21 protein-coding genes and 2 pseudogenes are annotated in these 19,634 nt (G+C 71.4%); 15 read left to right on the forward strand and 8 right to left on the reverse strand.

Annotated elements, in window-relative coordinates:
• Window positions 1-83 precede the first annotated feature (83 nt).
• Window positions 84-251: a hypothetical protein gene (locus tag CCN39_RS50885; RefSeq protein ID WP_167455318.1), complete on the reverse strand. Its 168-nt coding sequence runs from the start codon at window positions 249-251 to the stop codon at window positions 84-86.
• Between the two features lie 49 nt (window positions 252-300).
• Window positions 301-816, reverse strand: a complete 516-nt coding sequence (locus CCN39_RS39630; protein ID WP_086851194.1) for a hypothetical protein — start codon at window positions 814-816, stop codon at window positions 301-303.
• Window positions 817-1,025: 209 nt separating this feature from the next.
• Here CCN39_RS39630 and CCN39_RS39635 point away from each other — a divergent pair, with 209 nt between their 5' ends.
• A complete protein-coding gene (locus CCN39_RS39635) occupies window positions 1,026-1,313 on the forward strand; it encodes an early set domain-containing protein (protein ID WP_086851196.1) in 288 nt (95 codons plus the stop codon).
• Window positions 1,314-1,317: 4 nt separating this feature from the next.
• On the opposite strand, the gene CCN39_RS39640 is transcribed toward CCN39_RS39635, so the two are convergent.
• Window positions 1,318-2,016: a LysR substrate-binding domain-containing protein gene (locus CCN39_RS39640; RefSeq protein WP_086851198.1), complete on the reverse strand. Its 699-nt coding sequence runs from the start codon at window positions 2,014-2,016 to the stop codon at window positions 1,318-1,320.
• Window positions 2,017-2,058: 42 nt separating this feature from the next.
• Here CCN39_RS39640 and CCN39_RS39645 point away from each other — a divergent pair, with 42 nt between their 5' ends.
• Complete coding sequence (locus tag CCN39_RS39645; protein ID WP_208630593.1) at window positions 2,059-2,430, forward strand: DUF5997 family protein; 372 nt, start codon at window positions 2,059-2,061, stop codon at window positions 2,428-2,430.
• Window positions 2,431-2,601: 171 nt separating this feature from the next.
• On the opposite strand, the pseudogene CCN39_RS52975 reads toward CCN39_RS39645, so the two are convergent.
• Window positions 2,602-2,904 (reverse strand): annotated as a pseudogene (locus tag CCN39_RS52975) (dienelactone hydrolase family protein); the annotation flags it as partial.
• Between CCN39_RS52975 and CCN39_RS39655 the strand changes: the two are divergent.
• The 3 genes from CCN39_RS39655 to CCN39_RS39665 all read left to right on the forward strand — a co-directional run bounded on the left by CCN39_RS39655 (window position 2,891) and on the right by CCN39_RS39665 (window position 5,441).
• Window positions 2,891-4,090, forward strand: a complete 1,200-nt coding sequence (locus CCN39_RS39655) for a kynureninase (RefSeq protein WP_086851202.1) — start codon at window positions 2,891-2,893, stop codon at window positions 4,088-4,090. The pseudogene CCN39_RS52975 and the gene CCN39_RS39655 sit on opposite strands and share 14 nt — an antisense overlap.
• Before the next feature lie 77 nt (window positions 4,091-4,167).
• Window positions 4,168-4,605 (forward strand): MarR family winged helix-turn-helix transcriptional regulator, encoded by a 438-nt coding sequence (locus CCN39_RS39660; RefSeq protein WP_086851204.1) that lies wholly within the window; start codon window positions 4,168-4,170, stop codon window positions 4,603-4,605.
• A 5-nt stretch (window positions 4,606-4,610) separates the two neighbouring features.
• A complete protein-coding gene (locus tag CCN39_RS39665) occupies window positions 4,611-5,441 on the forward strand; it encodes a haloalkane dehalogenase (RefSeq protein ID WP_086851207.1) in 831 nt (276 codons plus the stop codon).
• Here CCN39_RS39665 and CCN39_RS39670 read toward each other — a convergent pair.
• Together CCN39_RS39670 and CCN39_RS39675 are read right to left on the reverse strand one after the other, a co-directional pair.
• Window positions 5,438-6,064, reverse strand: a complete 627-nt coding sequence (locus tag CCN39_RS39670; protein WP_086851210.1) for a TetR/AcrR family transcriptional regulator — start codon at window positions 6,062-6,064, stop codon at window positions 5,438-5,440. The two genes, CCN39_RS39665 and CCN39_RS39670, sit on opposite strands and share 4 nt — an antisense overlap.
• Before the next feature lies 1 nt (window position 6,065).
• Window positions 6,066-7,484, reverse strand: a complete 1,419-nt coding sequence (locus tag CCN39_RS39675) for a fatty acid desaturase (RefSeq protein ID WP_086851212.1) — start codon at window positions 7,482-7,484, stop codon at window positions 6,066-6,068.
• Window positions 7,485-7,983: 499 nt separating this feature from the next.
• Here CCN39_RS39675 and CCN39_RS39680 point away from each other — a divergent pair, with 499 nt between their 5' ends.
• The 7 genes from CCN39_RS39680 to CCN39_RS39710 all read left to right on the forward strand — a co-directional run bounded on the left by CCN39_RS39680 (window position 7,984) and on the right by CCN39_RS39710 (window position 14,530).
• On the forward strand, window positions 7,984-10,380 hold the full coding sequence (locus tag CCN39_RS39680; RefSeq protein ID WP_086851214.1) for a sensor histidine kinase: 2,397 nt from the start codon (window positions 7,984-7,986) through the stop codon (window positions 10,378-10,380).
• 54 nt (window positions 10,381-10,434) lie between these two features.
• Entirely contained in the window at window positions 10,435-10,860 is a 426-nt protein-coding gene (locus tag CCN39_RS39685) for a roadblock/LC7 domain-containing protein (RefSeq protein WP_086851216.1), read from the forward strand.
• A complete protein-coding gene (locus CCN39_RS39690) occupies window positions 10,857-11,228 on the forward strand; it encodes a DUF742 domain-containing protein (RefSeq protein ID WP_086851218.1) in 372 nt (123 codons plus the stop codon). Before CCN39_RS39685 ends, CCN39_RS39690 begins: the two co-directional genes overlap by 4 nt.
• 16 nt (window positions 11,229-11,244) lie before the next feature.
• On the forward strand, window positions 11,245-11,799 hold the full coding sequence (locus CCN39_RS39695; protein WP_086851220.1) for a GTP-binding protein: 555 nt from the start codon (window positions 11,245-11,247) through the stop codon (window positions 11,797-11,799).
• 249 nt (window positions 11,800-12,048) lie between these two features.
• Window positions 12,049-13,062 carry a hypothetical protein gene (locus CCN39_RS39700; RefSeq protein WP_244211203.1) on the forward strand — a complete coding sequence of 338 codons (1,014 nt, stop codon included), beginning with the start codon at window positions 12,049-12,051 and terminating at the stop codon, window positions 13,060-13,062.
• A 20-nt stretch (window positions 13,063-13,082) separates the two neighbouring features.
• A complete protein-coding gene (locus CCN39_RS39705) occupies window positions 13,083-13,712 on the forward strand; it encodes a hypothetical protein (RefSeq protein WP_086851222.1) in 630 nt (209 codons plus the stop codon).
• On the forward strand, window positions 13,709-14,530 hold the full coding sequence (locus CCN39_RS39710) for a hypothetical protein (RefSeq protein WP_086851224.1): 822 nt from the start codon (window positions 13,709-13,711) through the stop codon (window positions 14,528-14,530). Before CCN39_RS39705 ends, CCN39_RS39710 begins: the two co-directional genes overlap by 4 nt.
• A gap of 49 nt (window positions 14,531-14,579) precedes the next feature.
• On the opposite strand, the gene CCN39_RS39715 is transcribed toward CCN39_RS39710, so the two are convergent.
• Both CCN39_RS39715 and CCN39_RS39720 read right to left on the reverse strand, forming a co-directional pair.
• The gene (locus CCN39_RS39715; RefSeq protein WP_143264330.1) at window positions 14,580-16,280 is read right to left on the reverse strand and encodes a post-COAP-1 domain-containing protein; all 1,701 of its coding nucleotides are present in this window, start codon (window positions 16,278-16,280) and stop codon (window positions 14,580-14,582) included.
• 125 nt (window positions 16,281-16,405) lie between these two features.
• A complete protein-coding gene (locus tag CCN39_RS39720; RefSeq protein WP_086851228.1) occupies window positions 16,406-17,278 on the reverse strand; it encodes an RNA polymerase sigma-70 factor in 873 nt (290 codons plus the stop codon).
• Between the two features lie 206 nt (window positions 17,279-17,484).
• On the opposite strand from CCN39_RS39720, the gene CCN39_RS39725 reads away from it, so the two are divergent.
• The 3 genes and pseudogenes from CCN39_RS39725 to CCN39_RS39735 all read left to right on the forward strand — a co-directional run.
• The gene (locus CCN39_RS39725; RefSeq protein ID WP_086851230.1) at window positions 17,485-18,042 is read left to right on the forward strand and encodes a TetR/AcrR family transcriptional regulator; all 558 of its coding nucleotides are present in this window, start codon (window positions 17,485-17,487) and stop codon (window positions 18,040-18,042) included.
• Between the two features lie 17 nt (window positions 18,043-18,059).
• On the forward strand, window positions 18,060-18,788 hold the full coding sequence (locus CCN39_RS39730) for a cupin domain-containing protein (RefSeq protein ID WP_086851232.1): 729 nt from the start codon (window positions 18,060-18,062) through the stop codon (window positions 18,786-18,788).
• Window positions 18,789-19,051: 263 nt separating this feature from the next.
• Window positions 19,052-19,634 (forward strand): annotated as a pseudogene (locus tag CCN39_RS39735) (DUF1996 domain-containing protein); the annotation flags it as partial.

The raw sequence follows: 19,634 nt of genomic DNA on the forward strand, positions 1-19,634 counted from the left end.
CTGCCCGGCCTATGCGCCCCGAAGTGGCCTCCACCCGAGGCCGCCTTGGGGCGCATAGGCCGGGCAGCAAGCGGCGAACCCTCTCAGCCGTCCTCGATCGAACGGCGGCGGGCCTCGAACACCGCCGTCAGGGCTTCGGGGGTGCAGCCCGCCGCGCGGGCGCGGTGGCCCGCCGCCGTCAGCTCGGCCAGCAGGAGCGCGCGCACCGCCGCGCGGGTTGCCTCCGGGAGTCTCGAACACGGGTCGGTCACCCTCGGCCTCCTCTCGCCGGCACCAGACTTCACCTGACGGACACGCCCGTCAGCGCCACCACGGCGGCGGGGGCACCGGCAGCCGCAGGGGGCAGCCGGTGTGGCGGCCCGTCCAGCAGTCCGCCAGCCAGCGGGCCAGCGCGACCGGCCCCAGCAAGCTGTCCTCCCACACCGGGGTCAGCTCGCCCGCGCGGCGCAGCATCGCTTCCGCCGTGCCGCAGAAGGAAACCACCGCCGCGATCGCCGCGTCGGCCCGCTCGGCGGGCCAGGCGACCGCGGCGCCCGGCAGCCGGGCCGGGATGGCCAGGCCGGTGCCGATGGTGCAGTTCCGCGCCAGCTGCACGGCGAGATCGAACTCGACCGCTTCGGCGTGACGCTGTCTCACCCGCCAGCGGGGCGAAGCGGCCGCGGCGTACAGCCCGGCCAAGCGGGCGGCGACCAACCCGTCCCACACCGTCATGAGCACCGCTCGCGTGTCGGCCGGATGGGCGTCGGCGAGCTCGTGGGTGACGGCGCTGAGCCAGGCACACGGGTCCTTGACTTGACGATCAGCGGCGACGGTCACGGCAGTCAGTTTCCCACCGCCAGGCCGAAGCAACCCCAAGATGATCATGGTTCACCCCAGCATCACCCGGTCAGTGGCGGACCGTTGAGCGGCGCCGTAACCCGATCAGGCACTGGGCGTGACCGAATCGTCACAGCTGTGCGATCATGTCCGCGCTCAGTGCCGAGCACGCCCTCCGAAACCCGTTCCCGCGAAAGGCCCCGAACAGAGTGATCAAGATCAGCAAGAGCCGGGCCGGCACCCAGCGCGTCACCTTCAGCCTCCCGATCGGCGCGCCGCCCGGCCGGGTGAGCGTCGTGGGCTCGTTCAACGACTGGACGCCCGGCCGCCACCACCTCACGCCGCGGTCCAACGGCCGCCGTTCCGCGTCGGTCGACGTGGCGCCCGGCACCGTCCTGCAGTTCCGCTACCTCGGCGAGGACGGCCACTGGTTCGACGACCCCGACCTGCCCGACCGCGCCGACGGCAACTGCGTCTGCACGACCACGACCCGGTAGCCGCTCAGCCCCGGCGGCGCCGCTTCCCCGGCGACCCGCCCCCGCCGCGCCGCACCGGTTTCGCCGCGGCGGGCTTGCGTTCCGGGCGCTTGCGCTCGGCCGGCGCCTGCGGGCGCCCGCGCGTGCTGTTCACCGTCCGGCCGCGGACGATCCCGATGAACTGCTCCATCAGGTCCGTCGTCTCCTCCTCCAGCCACGACAGCGCGACGCTCGACTGCGGCGCGTCCCCGACCGGCCGGTAGGTGAGGTCGCGGCGGTGGTGCAGCCGGGCGAGCGACTGCGGGACGACGAGCACCCCGACCCCGGCCGCGACCAGCTCGATCGCGTCCGCAGTCGTCTCGGGCCGGGACACCGCCGGGCGCCCCGGCCGCGTCTCCCACTCCAGCGTGTCGTCGACCGGGTGCAGCACGACCTCGTCCGCCAAGTCCACGGTGGACACTTCGTCCGCCGCCGCGATCAGGTGGTCCTTGGGCACCACGACGACCGACGTCTCGGTGTAGAGCGGGATCGCGTGCAGGCCGTCCCGGTCGATCGGCGACCGCAGCAGCGCCGCGTCGGCGTCGCGGGCGCGCAGCAGGCCGGTCGCGTCGACGGCGGCCACCGGGACCAGGGTCAGCGGCACCTCCGGCACCCGCTCGGCCCAGGTCCGCACCCACTTGGCGGGCGTCGCTCCCGGGACGTACGCGAGCTTGAAAGAGGTCACCGGGTCAGGTTACCGGGAGTGACGCTGGCTACCCTGGACGGCATGACGTCGCACAAGACCACCCAGACGATGAAGCCCGCGACCGCGGCGAAGAAGCTGGGTGTGTACCTCGAAGCCACCCCCGCGGAGTTCCGGGAGGGCGTCGTGACGCGCGACGAGCTGAACGCGCTGCAGGCCGACCCGCCGGAGTGGCTGCGGGAGCTGCGCCGCACCGGTCCGCACCCGCGCCCGGTGGTCGCGGCGAAGCTGGGCGTCTCCATCGGCGGTCTCACCCGCGGCGGCATCACCGAGCCGCTCACCACCGAGCAGATCGACGCGCTGAAGGCGGAGAGCCCGGATTGGCTGGTGCGGGAGCGCGCCACTCAGGCGGAGGTGCGCAAGGAAGCGGTGCGGGTCAAGGAGCAGAAGGACTGAGCCGGGCCCGGAGGAACTCCAGGACGCGGTCCCGCAGGCGCGCGCGGTCGGCGGGGTCGAGCCCGAGGGCGGCGCGCCCCGGCGGCCGAGCGGCGCCGGCAGCGCGGGCTGGCTGACGACGGCGGCGGCCACCGCCGGTTCGAGCGCCGTGGCCAGCGCGAAGCCGCCGCTGAAGCACATCCCGACGACGCCGGCCGCGCCGCACTCGGCGTGCGCCACCGCCGCCAAGGCCCGCAGCCACCCGGTGACGCGGCTGGTGCGGTCGGTCAGCATCGCGAATTCCCGCACGACGCAGGCCCGCGCCACGGACCGCCGGATCGCGGCCGCGGAGTGCGCCTCCCCCGCCCGCCCCACCAGCGACGGCAGATAGGTCGTGTAGCCGGCCGCGACCAGCCGGCGGGCGAACGCCAGCACGCCGGGGTGCAGCCCGGGCAGGTCCGCGCCCGTCATGATGGCGGACATGACGACCGACATCTCGCCCGAGGCGGCGGACCGCCTCGACGCCGACGACGAGCTCGCCGCCTTCCGCGAGCGGTTCGTCCCGATCGGCGACCCCGGCGTCGTGGCCTACCTCGACGGGAACTCCCTGGGCCGCCCGCTGCGCGCCACCGCGGAACGGCTGCAGGAGCTCGTCGCGCGGGAGTGGGGTGGCCGGCTGATCCGGTCCTGGGAAGAACGCTGGCTCACGCTGCCCGAGGAGATCGGGGACGAGCTCGGCCGCGTCGCGCTCGGCGCCACGCCGGGGCAGACCATCGTCGCCGATTCGACGTCCGTGTGCCTCTACAAGACGCTCCGGGCCGCCGTCGCGCTGCGGCCGGGCCGGGACGAGATCGTCACCGACGCCGCGAACTTCCCCACCGACCGGTTCCTCGTCGAGAGCGTCGCCGCCGAACTCGGGCTGACCGTCCGGTGGGTCGAGAGCGAAGACGTCGCCGCGGTCACCGGGCCGCGGACCGCGGTCGTCACCCTGTCCCATGTGGACTACCGATCGGCGGCGATCACCGACCTCGCCGCCGTCACGCGGCTGGTGCACGCCCGCGGCGGGCTCGTGGTCTGGGACCTCTGCCACAGCGTCGGCTCGATCCCGGTCGAGCTGGACGCGGCCGGCGCCGACTTCGCCGTCGGCTGCACGTACAAGTTCCTCAACGCCGGGCCGGGCGCGCCCGCGTTCCTCTACGTCAACGCGCGCCACCACGCGGCGTTCGGCCAGCCGATCACCGGCTGGATGGGCGCCGCCGACACGTTCGGCATGGCCGCGAAGTACGTTCCCGCGCCCGGGATCCGGCGGGCGCTCTCCGGCACGCCGCCGGTGCTCGGCATGGTGGGCGTCCAGGAAGGCGTCGCGCTGCTGGCGGAAGCGGGCATCGACCGGGTGCGGGCCAAGGCCGTCGCGCTGGGGCGGTGGGTGCTCGCCCTCGCCGACGCGTGGCTCGTCCCGCTCGGCTTCACGGTCGCCTCGCCGCGCGACGACGACCGCCGCGCCGGGCACGTCACCCTGCGCCACCCGGACGCCGAACGGCTTTCCCGCGTCCTCATCGACCACGGCGTGCTCATCGACTTCCGCCGTCCCGACGGCATCCGCATCGGGCTGAGCCCGCTCACCACCGGCTTCGCCGAGGTCCGGCGGGCCATGGACCGCATCCGCGAACTCGCCGGCTGAACCGTCCCGCCCCGGCCCGTCCCCGGCCGCACCGGAGATAGTAGCCATGTAATTAGTAGCCATGTACAGTATTTGGCATGAGCACCCCCGGTCACCTCGTCTGGCGGCTTTCCACGAAGTGGCGGGTCGCCGTGGACCGCGCCCTCGCCCCCGTCGGGCTGACGCACGCGCAGTACGTCTTCCTGGCTTCGCTCTTCGGCTTGGAGCGTGCCGGAGCGAGCCCGAGCCAGCGCGAACTGGCCGACCACACCGGCCTGGAAGCGCTCTACGTCTCCAAACTCGCCCGCACGCTCGACGCCGACGGGCTCGTCGAGCGCGCCCGCGACCCGGCCGACACGCGGACCGTCCGGCTGCGCCTCACCGCCCGCGGGCGCGAGGTGACCGAACCGGCGATCGCCACCGTGGCCGAGCTGCTCGACCGGCTGCTCGCCCCGCTCGGCGGCCGGCACGGCGACCGCACCGCGGCACTGGCCCGCGAGCTCACCCTCCTCCTCGACACCCCGCTGGAGCCCTGAAAACCATGCTGCACCACGAAGAAGCCGGCACCGGCACCCCGATCGTCCTCCTGCACGGCAACCCCGGCTCGTCGCACAGCTGGCGCAAGGTCCTCCCGCACCTCGGCGGCGGACGGCTGCTGGTCCCCGACCTCATCGGCATGGGCCGCTCGCCCAAGCCGGACATCGCGTACCGCTTCGCCGACCACGCCCGCCACCTCGACGCCTGGTTCGACGCACTCGGCCTGGACGACGTCGTCCTCGTCGGGCACGACTGGGGCGGCGCGCTGGCCTTCGACCGGGCGGCCCGCCACCCGGACCGGGTCCGCGGGGTCGCCTTCTTCGAAACCATCGTGAAGCCGATGGACTGGGACGACCTGACACCGCAGGCGGCGGAGCGCTCGCGGAAGATCCGCACCCCGGGCGTCGGCGAGGACATGGTGCTGACGCAGGACCTGTTCATCCGCCAGGCGTTCACCGGCGGCGTGCGGACTCCGCTCGGCGACGACGACCTGGCCGCCTTCCTCGCCCCGTTCCCGACCCCCGAAAGCCGTCGCCCGGTGCTCGCCTGGGCGCGTCAGCTGCCACTCGGCGGCGACCCGGCCGAGCTCGTCGCGCGCATCGAGGCCTACGACGAGTGGCTGGCCGCCAGCGACGGCACACCGAAGCTGCTCCTGACCTTCGAAGGCTCCCCGACGCTGCTCATCGGCGAGAAGCTGGCCCGGTGGTGCACGGATCACATCGCCGCGCTCGACGTCGTCGCCTGCGGGGAGGCGGGGCACCACGCCCAGGAGGACCGGCCCGAGGAGATCGCCGCGGCGATCGCGGGGTGGCTGGACCGGCACGGCCTCCGCTAGGTGTGCCGCAGCGGCGGGTTCGCCGTCACCCCGAGGACCCGCGCGGCGACCCACGCCAGCCCGTCGGCCGTGTGGGCCGGCGTGTCCGACGGTTGCATGACGTGGCTGAGGACCGTGCGGACCACCAGGTCGATCACCACGTCGACCTGGTCGCCGGCCAGCGGCGGGCGGTAGGCCGCCACTCGGGCGGCCACCACGGCCTTCGCCTGGGCGAGCAGCGCGCCCGAGTCGGTGGTCAGCAGCGGGAGGAGCTCGGGGGCGGTGCCGTGCGTCGCCGAGACGATCGCGCGCAGCAGCGTGTTGTCGTCGGCGAGTTCGAGGACCGCGCGGACGGCGTCGTAGATCGCCTCGACCAGGTCGTCCGGGTGGCGGTCGAAGGCGGCGCCGACCACCGAGAGGAACCGGCCGAGCTCGTGCGTGACCATCGCTTCGGCCAGCGCGGGCTTGGAGCCGATCTCGTTGTACACGGTCTGGCGGCTGACGCCGGCCAGCTCGGCCAGCCGCGCCATCGTGACGGCCTGCCAGCCGGACCGCGCGGTCAGCTCGATCGCCGCGGCGATGATCGGCTGCCGGTGCTGACCGCCTTCCGCCGGCGCCGGAACCGCCCTGCTCATGATCGGCATTCTAGGTCGTGGCGCTCCCGGCCCGGTCCACCCGCCCCGGCGCGACGAAGTCCACCTTCTCGCGCACGCCGCAGTCCGGGCAGCACCAGGAGTCCGGGATGGCCGCCCACGGCGTGCCGGCCGGGAAACCCTCCCGCGGGTCGCCGCGCCGCTCGTCGTAGACGTACCCGCAGCCGGGGCACATGCCGCCTTCGGTGGCGTCGCCGCGGGTGTCGGCGATCTCGGGCGCGGCCGCCGTGACGCGGGTTCCGTGGCGGGCCAGGACTTTCGCCCGCTTGCCGGGCTGGATGTTGGCGCGCGAGATGTCCCCGCCGTAGTGGGCGAGCACCCGCGGGTCCATCACCCGGCGCCACAGCGGCGGGACGAGCGCCAGCACGATCATCCCGGCGTACCCGGTGGGCAGCACCGGCGACTCGGCGAAGTCGCGCAGCGTCTGGTAGCGGCGGGTCGGGTTGGCGTGGTGGTCGCTGTGCCGCTGCAGGTGGTAGAGCAGGACGTTCGTCGCGATGTTGTTGGAGTTCCAGCTGTGGCTGGGGTCGACGCGCTCGTACCGGCGCCGCCCGGGCACGCCGACCCGCTGCCGCAGCATCCCGTAGTGCTCCATGTAGTTGACGACCTCCAGCAGCGAAAACCCGACGACGGCCTGGAGCACGAGGTAGGGCAGGACGCCGGCGCCGAGCCAGGCGACCATCGCCGCCCACAGCACCGCGGACATCAGCCAGGCGTTGAGCACGTCGTTGCCGAGCCGGTAGGGGTGGCGGTTGCGCCGGGCGTACCGCTTGCGCTCCAGCCGCCACGCCGACTTCAGCGAGCCGAAGACCGTGCGCGGCCAGAAGCGGTAGAAGCTTTCGCCGACGCGGCTGCTCGCGGGGTCTTCCGGTGTCGCCACGCGGACGTGGTGGCCGCGGTTGTGCTCGATGTAGAAGTGCCCGTACCAGCTCTGCGCCAGCGCGATCTTCGACAGCCAGCGCTCGTGGCTTTCCTTCTTGTGGCCCAGTTCGTGCGCGGTGTTGATGCCGATCCCGCCGACGCACCCGATCGACACGGCGAGCCCGATCTTGTCCGCGACGCCGAGGTCGCCGCGCGCGATCAGCCAGAACGCCGCGGCGAAGCCGAGGTACTGGACGGGCAGGAAGGCGAAGGTGATCCAGCGGTAGTAGCGGTCGTTCTCCAGCCGCGCGATGACGTCGTCGGGCGGATTGCTCCGGTCCAGCCCGGCGACGAGGTCGATGAGCGGGACGACCACGAGGATCACGACCGGCCCGATCCAGAACCACCCGCCCCACCCGGTGGCGGCGTGCAGCCCGATGGCGAGGAACGCCAGGGAGGGCACGACCAGGCCGATCAGCCAGAGGTACCGCTTGCGGTCGCGCCACAGCTCGGTCGAGCCGGCGGGCAGGGTCCCGGTCGCTTCGCTCATCACACCCTCCTTGGCGGCTGAGTTGACAGGAGGATAGACGATGTCCAAGCAACTTGACAATGACCGCACTGTTGTAAAGCTACGGCCTACCCTGTTCCCCGGCCCCCAAAGGGACTTCCGGGCACCGCCCGTTCCCTTCTTTCCTCCCCCGCGAACCACGTCACACACCGATCCGGCCGAATTCACTTTCACCCGTTCGGCCCAGTGATCGACTCCCCGAATTAACCCGCACCGCCAGTACCAGAGGAAATGCCGGTAATCGCATCGGAGCAGACAGTAAACGCTGTTCGCCGCACGGCGGACGAGTGTCCGGAAGCCGGGTCGCGGCAACCGGGTGTCAGAGGTTCGTGGTAAAAAACGGACCCTGATCGATTCCGCGGCAACACGGAGGGTGAGGCGAAGACGGGTGACGGCGGCCGCTGTGTCCCATCGTCGTGTCCGCTTCCTCGTCCGGGTCCCCATTCCTCGCCGACCGTCACTCAGGAGTTCGTGAACCGCCGTGCTGAACAAAGACCCCAGGGACGAGTCGGACAAGCCGTACGACAAGTCGATCCGCAAAAGGCTGACCAGGACCGTTCTCATTCCCAGCGTGACACTGCTGGTGCTGTGGATCGCCGTCTCGTCCTACTTCCTCTTCAATGGCGTTTACGTCCGGTTGGTCGCGGCTTCCGTGCGTGAGGTCTCGATCCCGGCCGCCACCGCGCTGGCCGAGTTCCAGAAGGAACGCCAGACCGCGCTGCAGTACCTCGACGACCCCGCGCTCGGCCCGGCCCGGCTCCAGCAGCAGCAGAAAGCCACCGACGAAAAGCTCGTCACGCTGAAGGACGCCTTCGCCGCGACGATCTCCAACGCGCCGGACGAGATCGCGTCCAAGGTGAACGCGCTGAAGTCCCAGTTCGACCAGCTGCCCGTGCTGCGCTCGCAGATCAGCTTCCGCAGCATCGACCGCGCGCAGGTCAACACCTACTACAACGGCGTGATGGACACCGCGTCCAACCTCTTCGACACCCAGGCGCGGATCGTCCCCGACTCCGAAGCCGCGACCGGTGGCATCACGGCGACGTCGGTCTTCCGCGCCGGCGACATGATGTCGCGCGAGACGTCGCTGGTTTCGACCGCCTTCGCCGCCGGGACGTTCGCGCCGGACGACTTCGCCCAGTTCGCGCAGCTGTCCGGGATCTACCGGACGCAGCTGACGCAGCTCGAGCCGTTCCTCGACCCGGGCGTGCGCCAGAAGTACCAGGCGCTGAGCACCAGCACCGCCTGGCGGCAGCTGGCGACCGCCGAAGAGGCGCTCGTCAAGCACGGCCCGTGGTCGGCCGGGGAGCAGAACTCCGTGCCGGTGTCCGAAACGGACTGGCAGAACGCGACGAACCAGGTCGCCCAGGGCCTCAACGACCTCGCGATCACCCAGGCGGACAAGGTTTCCGCGGCCGCGATCGACGCCGGTGACGCACAGCTGCGCAACGTCATCATCGGCAGCATCGTCGCCCTGCTCGCCTCGCTGGCGGCGATCATCGTCGCGGTCCGGGTGTCCCGCTCGCTCGTCGACCGCGCCCTGATGACGCGCCTCGCGCGGCTGCGCAACGACTCCCTCGACCTCGCCCGCAACCGGCTGCCGGACATCGTCGAGCGGCTCAAGAACGGCGAAGCCGTCGACCTGAAGGAAGAACTCCCCCGGCTCGACCACGGCCGCGACGAGATCGGGCAGGTGGCCGAGGCGTTCAACGTCGCCCAGCTGACCGCGGTCAACGCCGCGGCGAGCGAGGCCAAGGCCCGCAGCGGTGTGCACAACGTGTTCCTCGGTATCGCGCACCGCAACCAGGTCCTCGTCCACCAGCAGCTGCAGATCCTCGACGAGATGGAAGCCCGCGAGGACGATTCGACGCAGCTGGCGGCGCTGTTCCAGCTCGACCACCTCGCCGCCCGGGCCCGCCGCACCACCGAGAACCTGATCATCCTCGGCGGCAAGCAGCCCGGCCGCCGCTGGCGCAAGCCGGTCGCGCTGATGGAGGTGCTGCGCGCCGCCGTCTCGGAAACCGAGCAGTACGCCCGGGTCCAGGTCGAGCAGGTGGCCGACGTCGCCCTCGTCGGCGCCGCCGTGGCCGACACGATCCACCTCGTCGCCGAGCTGGTCGACAACGCGACGTCGTTCTCGCCGCCCGGCTCGCCGGTCGAGGTGACCAGCCGGATGGTCGCGCGCGGCGTCGTCGTCGACGTGTCGGACCAGGGGCTCGGCATGAAGGACGGCGTCCGCGAGTGGGCGAACGCGATGATGGCCGAAGCCCCCGAGTTCGACGCGATGGCGCTGCGGGCCGACTCCAGCCTCGGCCTGTTCGTGGTCGCGCGCCTGGCGGCCCGGCTCGGCATCACCGTCACCTTCGACCCGTCCCGCTACGGCGGCCTGCGCGCCACCGTCCTGATCCCCACCCAGCACCTGGCCGGCGAGGACGGCGGCCCGGCCGCGGAGACCTCCCCCGCGGAGACCACCGCGGTCCTCGCCCCGGTGGGTGCCCCGGCGCCGCAGGCAGCAGAAAGCCCGCTCCGCACGATGGACACGCCCAGCTCGTTCAGCGGTCAGATCCCGATGAAGCGAGACACCAAGCCGAGGCCGTACCCGGCACGCGCCCTCACCCCGCCCGACGCCCTGCCCTCCGTGCCGGCGGCGGCGCCGGAGTCGGCGCCGATCACTCCGGCAACGGACGTGAAGCCGACCGACGACCGGCCGCGGCTGCCCCGGCGCGAGCCGCAGCAGAACCTCGTCGCCCAGCTCGAGAACGAACCCGACGACAGCGCCGACGACGTCGTGGCGCCGGGGGAAGGCACCGCGCGCACGCTCGCGGCGTTCCACAAGGGCACCCGCCGCGGGCGCGGCGGACCGGACGACGACTCGTAGTCCCCGGCCAACACACACGGAAGTCCACACAGGAAAGTCAGGGTCTGAAGTCGAATGAACGAGTACGGGAACCCCAAACCCGATCTCAACTGGCTGCTCGACGACATGGTGAACCGCGTGGTCGGCGCGCAGAACGCCATCGTGCTGTCCGCCGACGGGCTGCTGATCGGCAAGTCGGCCGGGATGAGCAAGGACGACTCGGACCAGCTTTCGGCCATCGCCTCCAGCCTGCAGAGCCTCGCCAAGGGGGTGAGCAAGCAGTTCAACCGCGGCCCGGTGCTGCAGAACATGATCGAGATGGAGCGCGGTTACCTGTTCGTCTCCGCGGCCGGTCAGGGTGCCTGCCTCGCCGTGCTGGCCGCGGACAACGTCGACGTCGAGATGATCGCGTACGAGATGAGCCGGCTCGTCAAGCGCGTCGGCGACTACATGGCGTCGGCGCCGCGCGAAGCGGCGTCGGTCCTGCGGGAGGCCACATGAGTGCCGAAGACGGCTGGTACGACGAGGCCGCCGGGCCGCTGGTCCGGCCGTACACGATCACCAGCGGGCGGACGCCGGCCGGCACCGCCCGGCTGGACCTGTCCACGCAGGTGATGACCCTGCGCTCGGAGCAGGAGCCGGCCGGGCTGGGCCCGGAGCACGTGGCGATCGTGCAGCTGTGCCGCCACCCGGTGTCCGTCGCCGAGATCGCGGTGTACGTCAAGATCCCGCTGGGGGTCGTGCGGGTGCTCGTCGGCGACCTGATCGAACGCGGCCTCGTCATCACGCGGTCGCCCACCCATAACCCGGCGCAGTCGCCGGACCTCGAAACACTCCAGGCGGTTCTCGATGGCCTCATCAAGTACTGACGGCACCGGGGCCGACATGGTCCCCACGCCGGTCAAGATCATCATCGCGGGCGGTTTCGGCGCGGGGAAGACCACGATGGTCGGTTCGGTCAGCGAGATCCCGCCGCTGACCACCGAAGAGGTGCTCACCGAGGCGAGCGCCGGCGTCGACGACCTCTCCGGTGTCGAGCGGAAGACGACCACGACGGTCGCGCTGGACTTCGGCCGGATCACCATCTCGCCGCGGCACGTCCTGTACCTGTTCGGGACGCCGGGCCAGGCGCGCTTCTGGTTCATGTGGGACGACCTGGCCCGCGGCGCGATCGGGACGGTCGTGCTGGTCGACACCCGGCGGCTGGAGACCAGTTTCGCCGCGATCGACTTCTTCGAGCGCCGGAAGATCCCGTTCGTCGTCGCGGTGAACTGCTTCGACAACGCGCCGCGCTACACCGCCGACGAGATCCGCGAAGCGCTGGTGGTCCCGGACCGTGTGCCGATCGTCATGTGTGACGCACGCGACCGCGACTCCAGCAAGCTCGCGCTCATCCGGCTCGTCAAGCACGCGATGACCGTGGTGCCGGCCCGGGTCTGAGACCTGCGCGTTGTCCGCTTTTGTCCCCTCTGGACGCCGCCGGTGTCCGTTGTGGCCCTCCGTGGCCGCGGCGGGCACCGGCGTACCCACATGGCGCAATTGACTGGACCACCTGGGTGCAGACTTTTAGTTGAGCAAGCATCCAACTGATAGCATCCGCTCGTGACGAGTCGCGTGCCGGAGTTTCCTGAATATATAAGGGAAAACTATCCGGCACAGGGTCGTCTCTTCGGTGATTTCCTGGGTGGTTTGTGGTCGACCGCGTGCGAAGCGCTCGACGTCCCGCTGGAGCAGTCCGTCCGGACCACCCGGATGCTGCGAGCCCTGCTGCCGCCGTGGGCGCACGAGCGGATCGGGCCGTCCCCCGCGTCGCCGTCCTATGTGGCGGACGACGGCTTCCCGGCCGAGATGTCGGTCAACTGGTCCGGCGCGCGGCCGGAACTGCGGGTGCTGTTCGACAGCCTCGGCCACGACGTGGTCTGGCCTGGTGACAGCGTTTTCCGCGCCCGCCGCCTCGACCACGTCCGCGAGACGTTCACCCCGCGCGCCGGCCGGCCGTCGCCGGCGCCGCTGTGGCATTCGATCGCCTGGCGGCCACCGTCCGGCGTGGTCCACAAGACGTACTTCGGGCTGTACTCGTGGCCCCACGCGCACCGCGAGGCCGCGGTCGCCGAGGCGATGGCGCGGCTCGGCCTCGCCGCCGCGTGGGCCGAAACCCGCCGCCGCGTCGAAACTGTCGAAGGCGACCGCGAAATCGAGTTCTTCGCCGTCGACCTGACCGACGAAGCGCAGGCCCGCGTGAAGATCTACTACCGCAACCACGACGCCGGCCTCGCCGAGGTCGAGCGCGTCGCCGCGGTGGCGCTGCACCACGATTCCGGCCGGGCACGAGCGGCTTACCGGACCTTGGCCGGCGAAGGCGACGACGCCGGCGAGGCGGCGTTGACCTGCCTGGCGTTCCGGTCCGGCGTGGACCGTGCCGCCGAGTCCACGACGTACCTGCGGCTGCCCGCCCTCGTGCCGGACGACGGCGAAGCCGTGGAGCGCACGGCCGCGCTGCTGCACGACCAGGGCGTCGACCCCGGCCGGTTCCGCGCACTCGCCGCCGCGCTGGCGCCCGGACCGCTGAGCGGCAGCCGGGGGGTGCTGGAACTGGTGAGCTTCCGCGCCGCGAACCGGCACGGCGACGTGACCACGTACTTCCGGTTCCCGGTCTTCGACCGGCCGCCACCCGCCCCCCTTTCGCCCGTCGATCTCGGATAGCCCACCAGGAGGAGCAGATCGTGACCGAGCAGGACGTCGAGCGGGTCGCCCGCCACAACGAGCAGCGGCAACGGGAGTACGAGGGGTCGGCCCTGATCCGGCTGCTGACCGACGAGAACACCACGGCGGAGACGAAGAAGGCGGTGCTCACGTACCTCCAGCCGTGGTCGAACGCCTTCCAGCGGATGATCAGCGCCCGGGTGACGTTCGAGAGCGACCCGGAGCTGCGCGCGCTGGCGTGCGAGCACCAGGCGGAAGAGGTCGGCCACGACAAGATCCTGGCCCGCAGCCGCGCGGACGACCGCGAGCCGGTCTGGGACCCGGTCATCGAGATGGGCGCGTCCTGGTTCGTCGACCAGTTCGCGATCCTGCCCGGCGTGCAGCGCGCGGTCCTGGCGCACCTGGCCCTCGAGGCGGGCAGCCTGGTGTTCAGCCAGGCGGGCACGAAGGCGTTCCCCGACGACGAATACTTCGAGCTGCACGACGAAGCGGACGTCGAGCACCTCGAGATGGGCTACGAAGTGCTGCGGCGCCGCGAAGACTGGACGCCGGACGCGGCGATCACGGTGCTGGACCGGGCGTGGCAGGTGATCGGCGTGGTGTCCGACCGCATCGCGGAGTGCGCCCGCCGCGATACGGTGGCGGCATGACGACCACCGAACCGGCCGCCGCGGCCCGCGAAATCGCCGTCGAGGCCGCCGAGGCCTACCAGGAAGCCTTGGGAGAGCGCCTGATCGGCGCGTACCTGCTGGGCAGTTTGTCGTACGGCGGCTACTCCGCGGCGGCGAGCGACATCGACCTGGCCCTGGTCCTCACCGACATCGACGACGGCACGCGCGCTTCGGTCGAAAGCACGACGGCGGCACTGCAGGAGCGAAGCCCGTTGCACCGCAAGCTTTCGGTGTTCTGGGCATCGTTGCCGGCGTTGCGCGAAGGCCGCGACGACGGCCGTTTCCCGGCCTTGGACCGCTTGCAGCTGGCCGACGACGGCCGGGTGCTGACCGGATCGGACGTCCGCGCGGAGGTCGCCCGCCCGGAGGCATCGGAGCTGTTGCTGGAGAGCGCGGGCTTCGCGATCGCGGTGCTGGCGACGGACGAGGTGACGGCCGAATTCCGTGCGCCGAAGCGCCTGCTGGTGGACAAGGTGTGGTTCACGAAGGCGGTGCTGTTCCCGGTCCGGTTCCTGTATTCGGGAACGACGTCGACGGGCCGCGCGGCGAACAACGACGAAGCGATCGACTGGTACCTGGATCAGCCGGACGCCCCGGCGGCGTCGCTCGTGCGGCTGGCGCGGGAGGTCCGCGCGGGTCACCCACTGGAGGCGGCGGAGGTGGAGCCGGAGCTGGCGGCGGGACTGGTTCCGCTGTACCGGTACTACATCGAGGCGGAGGTTCGCCGGCTGCGGGAGTCCGGAGCACCGGAGGACCTGGTGAACGCCTTCGCCGACTGGGACAAGCGACTGGGCTGAGGCACCTCCCGGCGGCGTGCGGGGAAGCACACCGCCGGGACCGCTTCGCTCAGTGGATCTGGATGTTCCCGCCGTCGAGCGTCCGGCCGTACCCGGCCGAATAGCCGTTCGCCAGCAGCAGTTCGAACCGGTCCGCCCGCCCGGGTTCGCCGGCGTCCACGAGGTGGAGCCGGAAGCCCGTGGTCACCCCGTTCAGCACGGCGTGCCCGAACACGTAGGCGTCCGGTCCGGAGACCGAGATCCCGGTGATGTCCGAGGTGTGCAGGTCGATCCCGTTGCCGTGGTCGTTGTACTCGAGCGTGCCGCGCGGCCCTTCCTTGCGCTGCATGAACTCGAAGCCGGCGGTCGCGATCCCGCCGGGCACCAGGATCCGGATCCCGCCGGTGATCTTGCCCGGCTGTGAGGTGACGAACGGCGGCGCGACGGCGGTGGTTCCGCACTCGCCGACCGTGACCGTCTTGACGATGGCGAACTTCCCGTCCAGCGAGGTGAGATCCGGATCGGTGGTGAAGACGCCGTCCGGCAGGACCATCGTCACCCGGTAGGTACCGGGCAGCAAGCCGCCGACGGTAGCGGTGCCCGACGCGGTGCGCGGAGCCGGCGGATCGTTCGCGAGGACACCCGGAACGCTCACTTCGTCGACCCGGGTGGTGACGCCGTCCGGCGCGGTCACCGCGATCGCGCCGAGGCAGACGTTCCCGAAGTCGACGCCGCCGACGACCTGGCCACTGACGACGGTGACGGTCGTGCTCCCGGAGGCGGGCGTCGTCCGGCGCCAGCCGCCCTGCTGCTGCTCACGGACGGTGTACGTGCCCGGTCTGAGACCCGAGAAGCCGTACCCGCCGTCGGCCCCGGTGACCGCGGTGGCGCCGTTGTCCAGGTCGAGGGTCCAGTTCGCGAGTCCGGGATCGCCGTCCCCGCTGCCGTCGGCCCCGTGGTCGTCGAACTTGCGGCCGCCGATCGTGGCGGGCCGGTAGTTCCCGAAGTCGTTCCCGCCGAAGCGCGCTTCGCCCACGCCGTACCCGACGGCGACGGGAGCGGGAGCATCGGACTGGACCCAGCCCGGCTGGGAGCGTTCGGTCAGGGTGTAGGTCCCCGCACCGATCGGCATGGCGTTGGCGTTCAAGGAGAACGCGTAGGAGCCACCGGCGTCCGTGCCGGCCGTCGCGACCAGCGTCCCGTTGTAGGAGAGGTCGATCGTCCAGCCGGGCAACCCGGGTTCGGTCGCCTGCCGGACGCCGTCACCGTTGACGTCCTCGTACTTCGTCCCGCTGATCACCGGGATCGGGCCGGCGCCGCCGTGGTTGAAGTTGCCGCAGGCCACGCCGATGAACGCGCCGTGCCATTCCTTGACGTGGATCTGGCCGGTCCCGATCTCGTCGTAGATCTGCTGGTTGCCGGGGCGGACGTGCGGGCAGAGGCCACCGGTGTTCCCGTCGCACCCGTTCCAGAACTCGTGGGGCCGGTCGATCGCCACGATCGGCGCCCAGACCATGAAGTTGCGGTCGAAGCCGCCTTGGGAGCCGTAGAACGCGGTGACCGCGGGCTGCGCGAACTGCTCGTGGGAGATGGAGTTCCCCACGCCGACGTCGTAGAGGTAGGTGGATCGGTAGGTGCTCGTGGTGATCATCGCCTGTTCGTCGGGCCAGAGCACCGCCGCCGACGCCACCGGCGCGAACCCGAAGACCGCGAGCGCGACCGCGCAGAACAACACCAACGGGATGCGGAGCACCCCGGAGATTCTTCGCATGGTGTCAACCCTTCCCTGGCGTACCAGGATTCCGCTCCGCCGAGGCCGGGGACGAGCCGTCGTGCACCGCGGTTCGCGGTGCGCAGCCAGGGTCGCGCCGTGCCGGTTCCGCGTTACGGAACCCGTCACCGCAGGGTCAACGGCGTCTCCGACTCCACCCGGGTCAGCTTCTCCGGGTTCCGGACGAAGTAGAGCCCGCTGATCCGCCCACCTTCCACCCGGACCGCCAGAATCCCGTCGAACAAGCCGTCCACGTGCAGCGCCAGCGCCGGGTTGCCGTTCACCGTCATCGGCACGCCGGACAGTTCGACCTCCGCCTTGCCGATTCCGCCCACGATGAACCGGCCCACCTTGTCCGCGCCCGCGACCGGACGCAGGGCCGCCTGCTTCACGCCGCCGCCGTCGCTCATCAGCACCACGTCCGGTGCCAGCAGATCCAGCAGCCCCTGCAGGTCCCGGCCCTCGATCGCGCGCTGGAACGACTCCAGCACCGCCCGGGTCTCGCGGGCCGAAACCACCTCGCGCGGCCGTCGCGCATCCACGTGCCGCCGCGCGCGATGAGCGATCTGCCGGACCGCCGCCGGGGTTTTCCCCACCGCCTCCGCGATTTCGTCGTACCCGACGTCGAACACCTCGCGCAGCACGAACACCGCGCGCTCGGTCGGCGCCAGCGTCTCGAGCACCAGCATCAACGCCATCGAAACGCTTTCCGCGAGCTCGACGTCCTCGGCCACGTCCGGCGTCGTCAGCAGCGGCTCCGGCAGCCACGGCCCGACGTACGCCTCCTTGCGGCGCTTCATCGTGCGCAGCCGGTTGAGCGCCAAGCGGGTGGTGATCCGGACCAGGTAAGCGCGCTCCTCGCGCACCTCCGCCTGGTCGACCTCAGCCCAGCGCAGCCACGTCTCCTGGAGCACGTCCTCCGCGTCGGCCGCCGAGCCGAGCATCTCGTAGGCGACCGTGAACAGCAGGTTCCGGTGGGCGACGAAGGCCTCGGTCATGACAACTCCTCTGCTCATGCGGGGAAGACGGCGAACCCGGCACTGCGGTGGCGGACGCGGGTGATCATCGCACCGACCACCAGCAGCACCCAGCAAGGCGAGGTCATGACGCTCTCCTCTCGAACGGTGTACGGCCTCAAGACACCGCCCGCCCGGAACTTGTGACACGTTGATTCTGTACCTACTGGTATGTACAGTCGGGGCCCATGGGAACCCGGGACCAGCTCGTCGACAGCACCCGCGAGCTGCTGTGGGAACGCGGCTACGTCGGCACCAGCCCCAAGGCCATCCAGCAGCGAGCGGGTGCCGGCCAGGGCAGCATGTACCACCACTTCGCGGGCAAGAAGGACCTCGCCCTGGCCGCCGTGCGGCGCAGCGCCGAGGAACTGCTGGCCGCCGCCGACGCGCAGCTGCGCGCGCCCGGCACCGCCGTCGAGCGCATCACCGCCTACCTGCGGCGCGAACGCGAAGTGCTCAAGGGCTGCCCCATCGGCCGGCTCACCCAGGACCCCGACATCGTCGCCGACCCGGACCTGCGGGCCCCGGTCGACGAGACCCTCACGCGGCTGCGCGCCCGGCTGGCCGAAGTGCTCGACGAAGGCCGCGACACCGGCGAGCTGCCCGCGTCCCTGGACACCGCCGCACTGGCGGCCACGATCGTCGCCGTCCTGCAGGGCGGTTACGTGCTCGCCCGCGCCGCCGGCTCCCCCGAGCCGTTCGACCAGGCCGTTTCCGGCGTGCTCGCCCTGCTCACCGCCCGCTGACCCCCAGGAGAACACCCGTGCACGTCCGTCACGTCCCGGCCACCAGCACCCCCGCCCCCGCCGACGCGATCACCGGCAGCGCGTGGGTCACCTCGCTCGCCGTCCCCGAAGGCCCGTCACGCACCCGCGTCGACCGGGTCCAGTTCGCCCCCGGTGCCCGCACCCGCTGGCACCGGCACCCGCTCGGCCAGGTCCTCGTCGTCACCGACGGCACCGGCTACGTCCAGCGCCGCGGCGGCCCGGCCCAGCTGATCCGGCCGGGCGACACGGTTCGCGTCGCCGCCGGCGAGTGGCACTGGCACGGCGCCACCGACACGACGTCGCTGACCCACCTGGCGATCGAGGAACTACCCGCCGACGGCACCCCGGCCGAACTCGGTGACCCGGTCGGCGAGGGCGCGCCCGCCGCCGTCCCGGCCGTCACCCGCACCGTGGTGCTGGACCAACCGCTGCCGGCGCCCCGGGTGATCGATCGCGTCGAAGTCCGCCGCATCACCATCGCCCCGGACCAGCCCGCCGGCCTGCACGTCCACAACGGACCGGTGTTCGGCAGCATCGAAACGGGTTCCGCCGTTTACCGGATCGACGGCGGGCCGGAATCCGTGCTCACCCCCGGCGACGTCTTCCACGAGCCCGAATCGACCCGGATCGCCCGGTTCGACGCGCAGGGCGACGGCGTCACGTTCCTCGCCTACTTCCCGGTCGGGCCGGGTGAGACACCCACCCTGACCATGCTGGACAGCTGACCCCGCACTCCACGCCTCACCTGGGTACACGGCTCCCGGTTCATTGCGGTTCACCACATTTCCGAACTCTTTCCTCACCCGACAAAGCTCTGGACAACGGGGCGCGCACGGGTCACGATTACGCCGTGCCCGCCCCTCGTTGATCTCCCGGAAAGAATTGGTGAGTTCTTCACGGGGCAAGCATTGTTATCGCTAACAGAGAACCGCTCCACCGGTGTCGGGCCGGTGGCATCTCTTCCCTTTGAACCCCTCGGAGTCACTTCATGCCCGGAAACACCGGAAAGCACCGCATCTCCCGACGCACCAAGATCGCCACCGGCGTCCTCGCGCTGGCCGTGGCCGCCGGCGGCATCGCGGTGGCGACGACGTTCGGCAGCCCCGACCAGGCCAGCGCCGACCAGGCCGACCCGTCGCTCTACATCGACATCCTCAAGGTCGCCCCGAACAACAAAGCGCCCGCGAACGCGCGCGGCGCGTCCACCGGAACCTTCACCGTGGACTGCGGCCGCAACGAGAACCAGCACTTCAACCCGGACAACTTCGTCGCGCAGCCCGGCGTCCGCAACGGTGCCCAGCACCTGCACGACTACGTCGGCAACCTCTCCTCCAACGCGGATTCGAACAACAAGAGCCTCGACGCCGCCGGCACCACGTGCAAAAACGGGGACAAGTCCGCCTATTTCTGGCCGGTTGTCCGCATCGACACCGAAGACGAAGAAGCGAACCCGCCCGCGAAGCCCGCGGACGGCGACCGCGACCAGGCCGCCCAGGACGCCGCTTCCCCGGCGATCACCTGCCCGGACGTCGCCAGCCGGCTGCCCGACGTCCCCGACTCGGCGATGGCCG

Origin of the sequence: Amycolatopsis kentuckyensis (genome assembly GCF_002155975.1) — a bacterium.
Classification (GTDB): Bacteria; Actinomycetota; Actinomycetes; order Mycobacteriales; family Pseudonocardiaceae; genus Amycolatopsis; species Amycolatopsis kentuckyensis.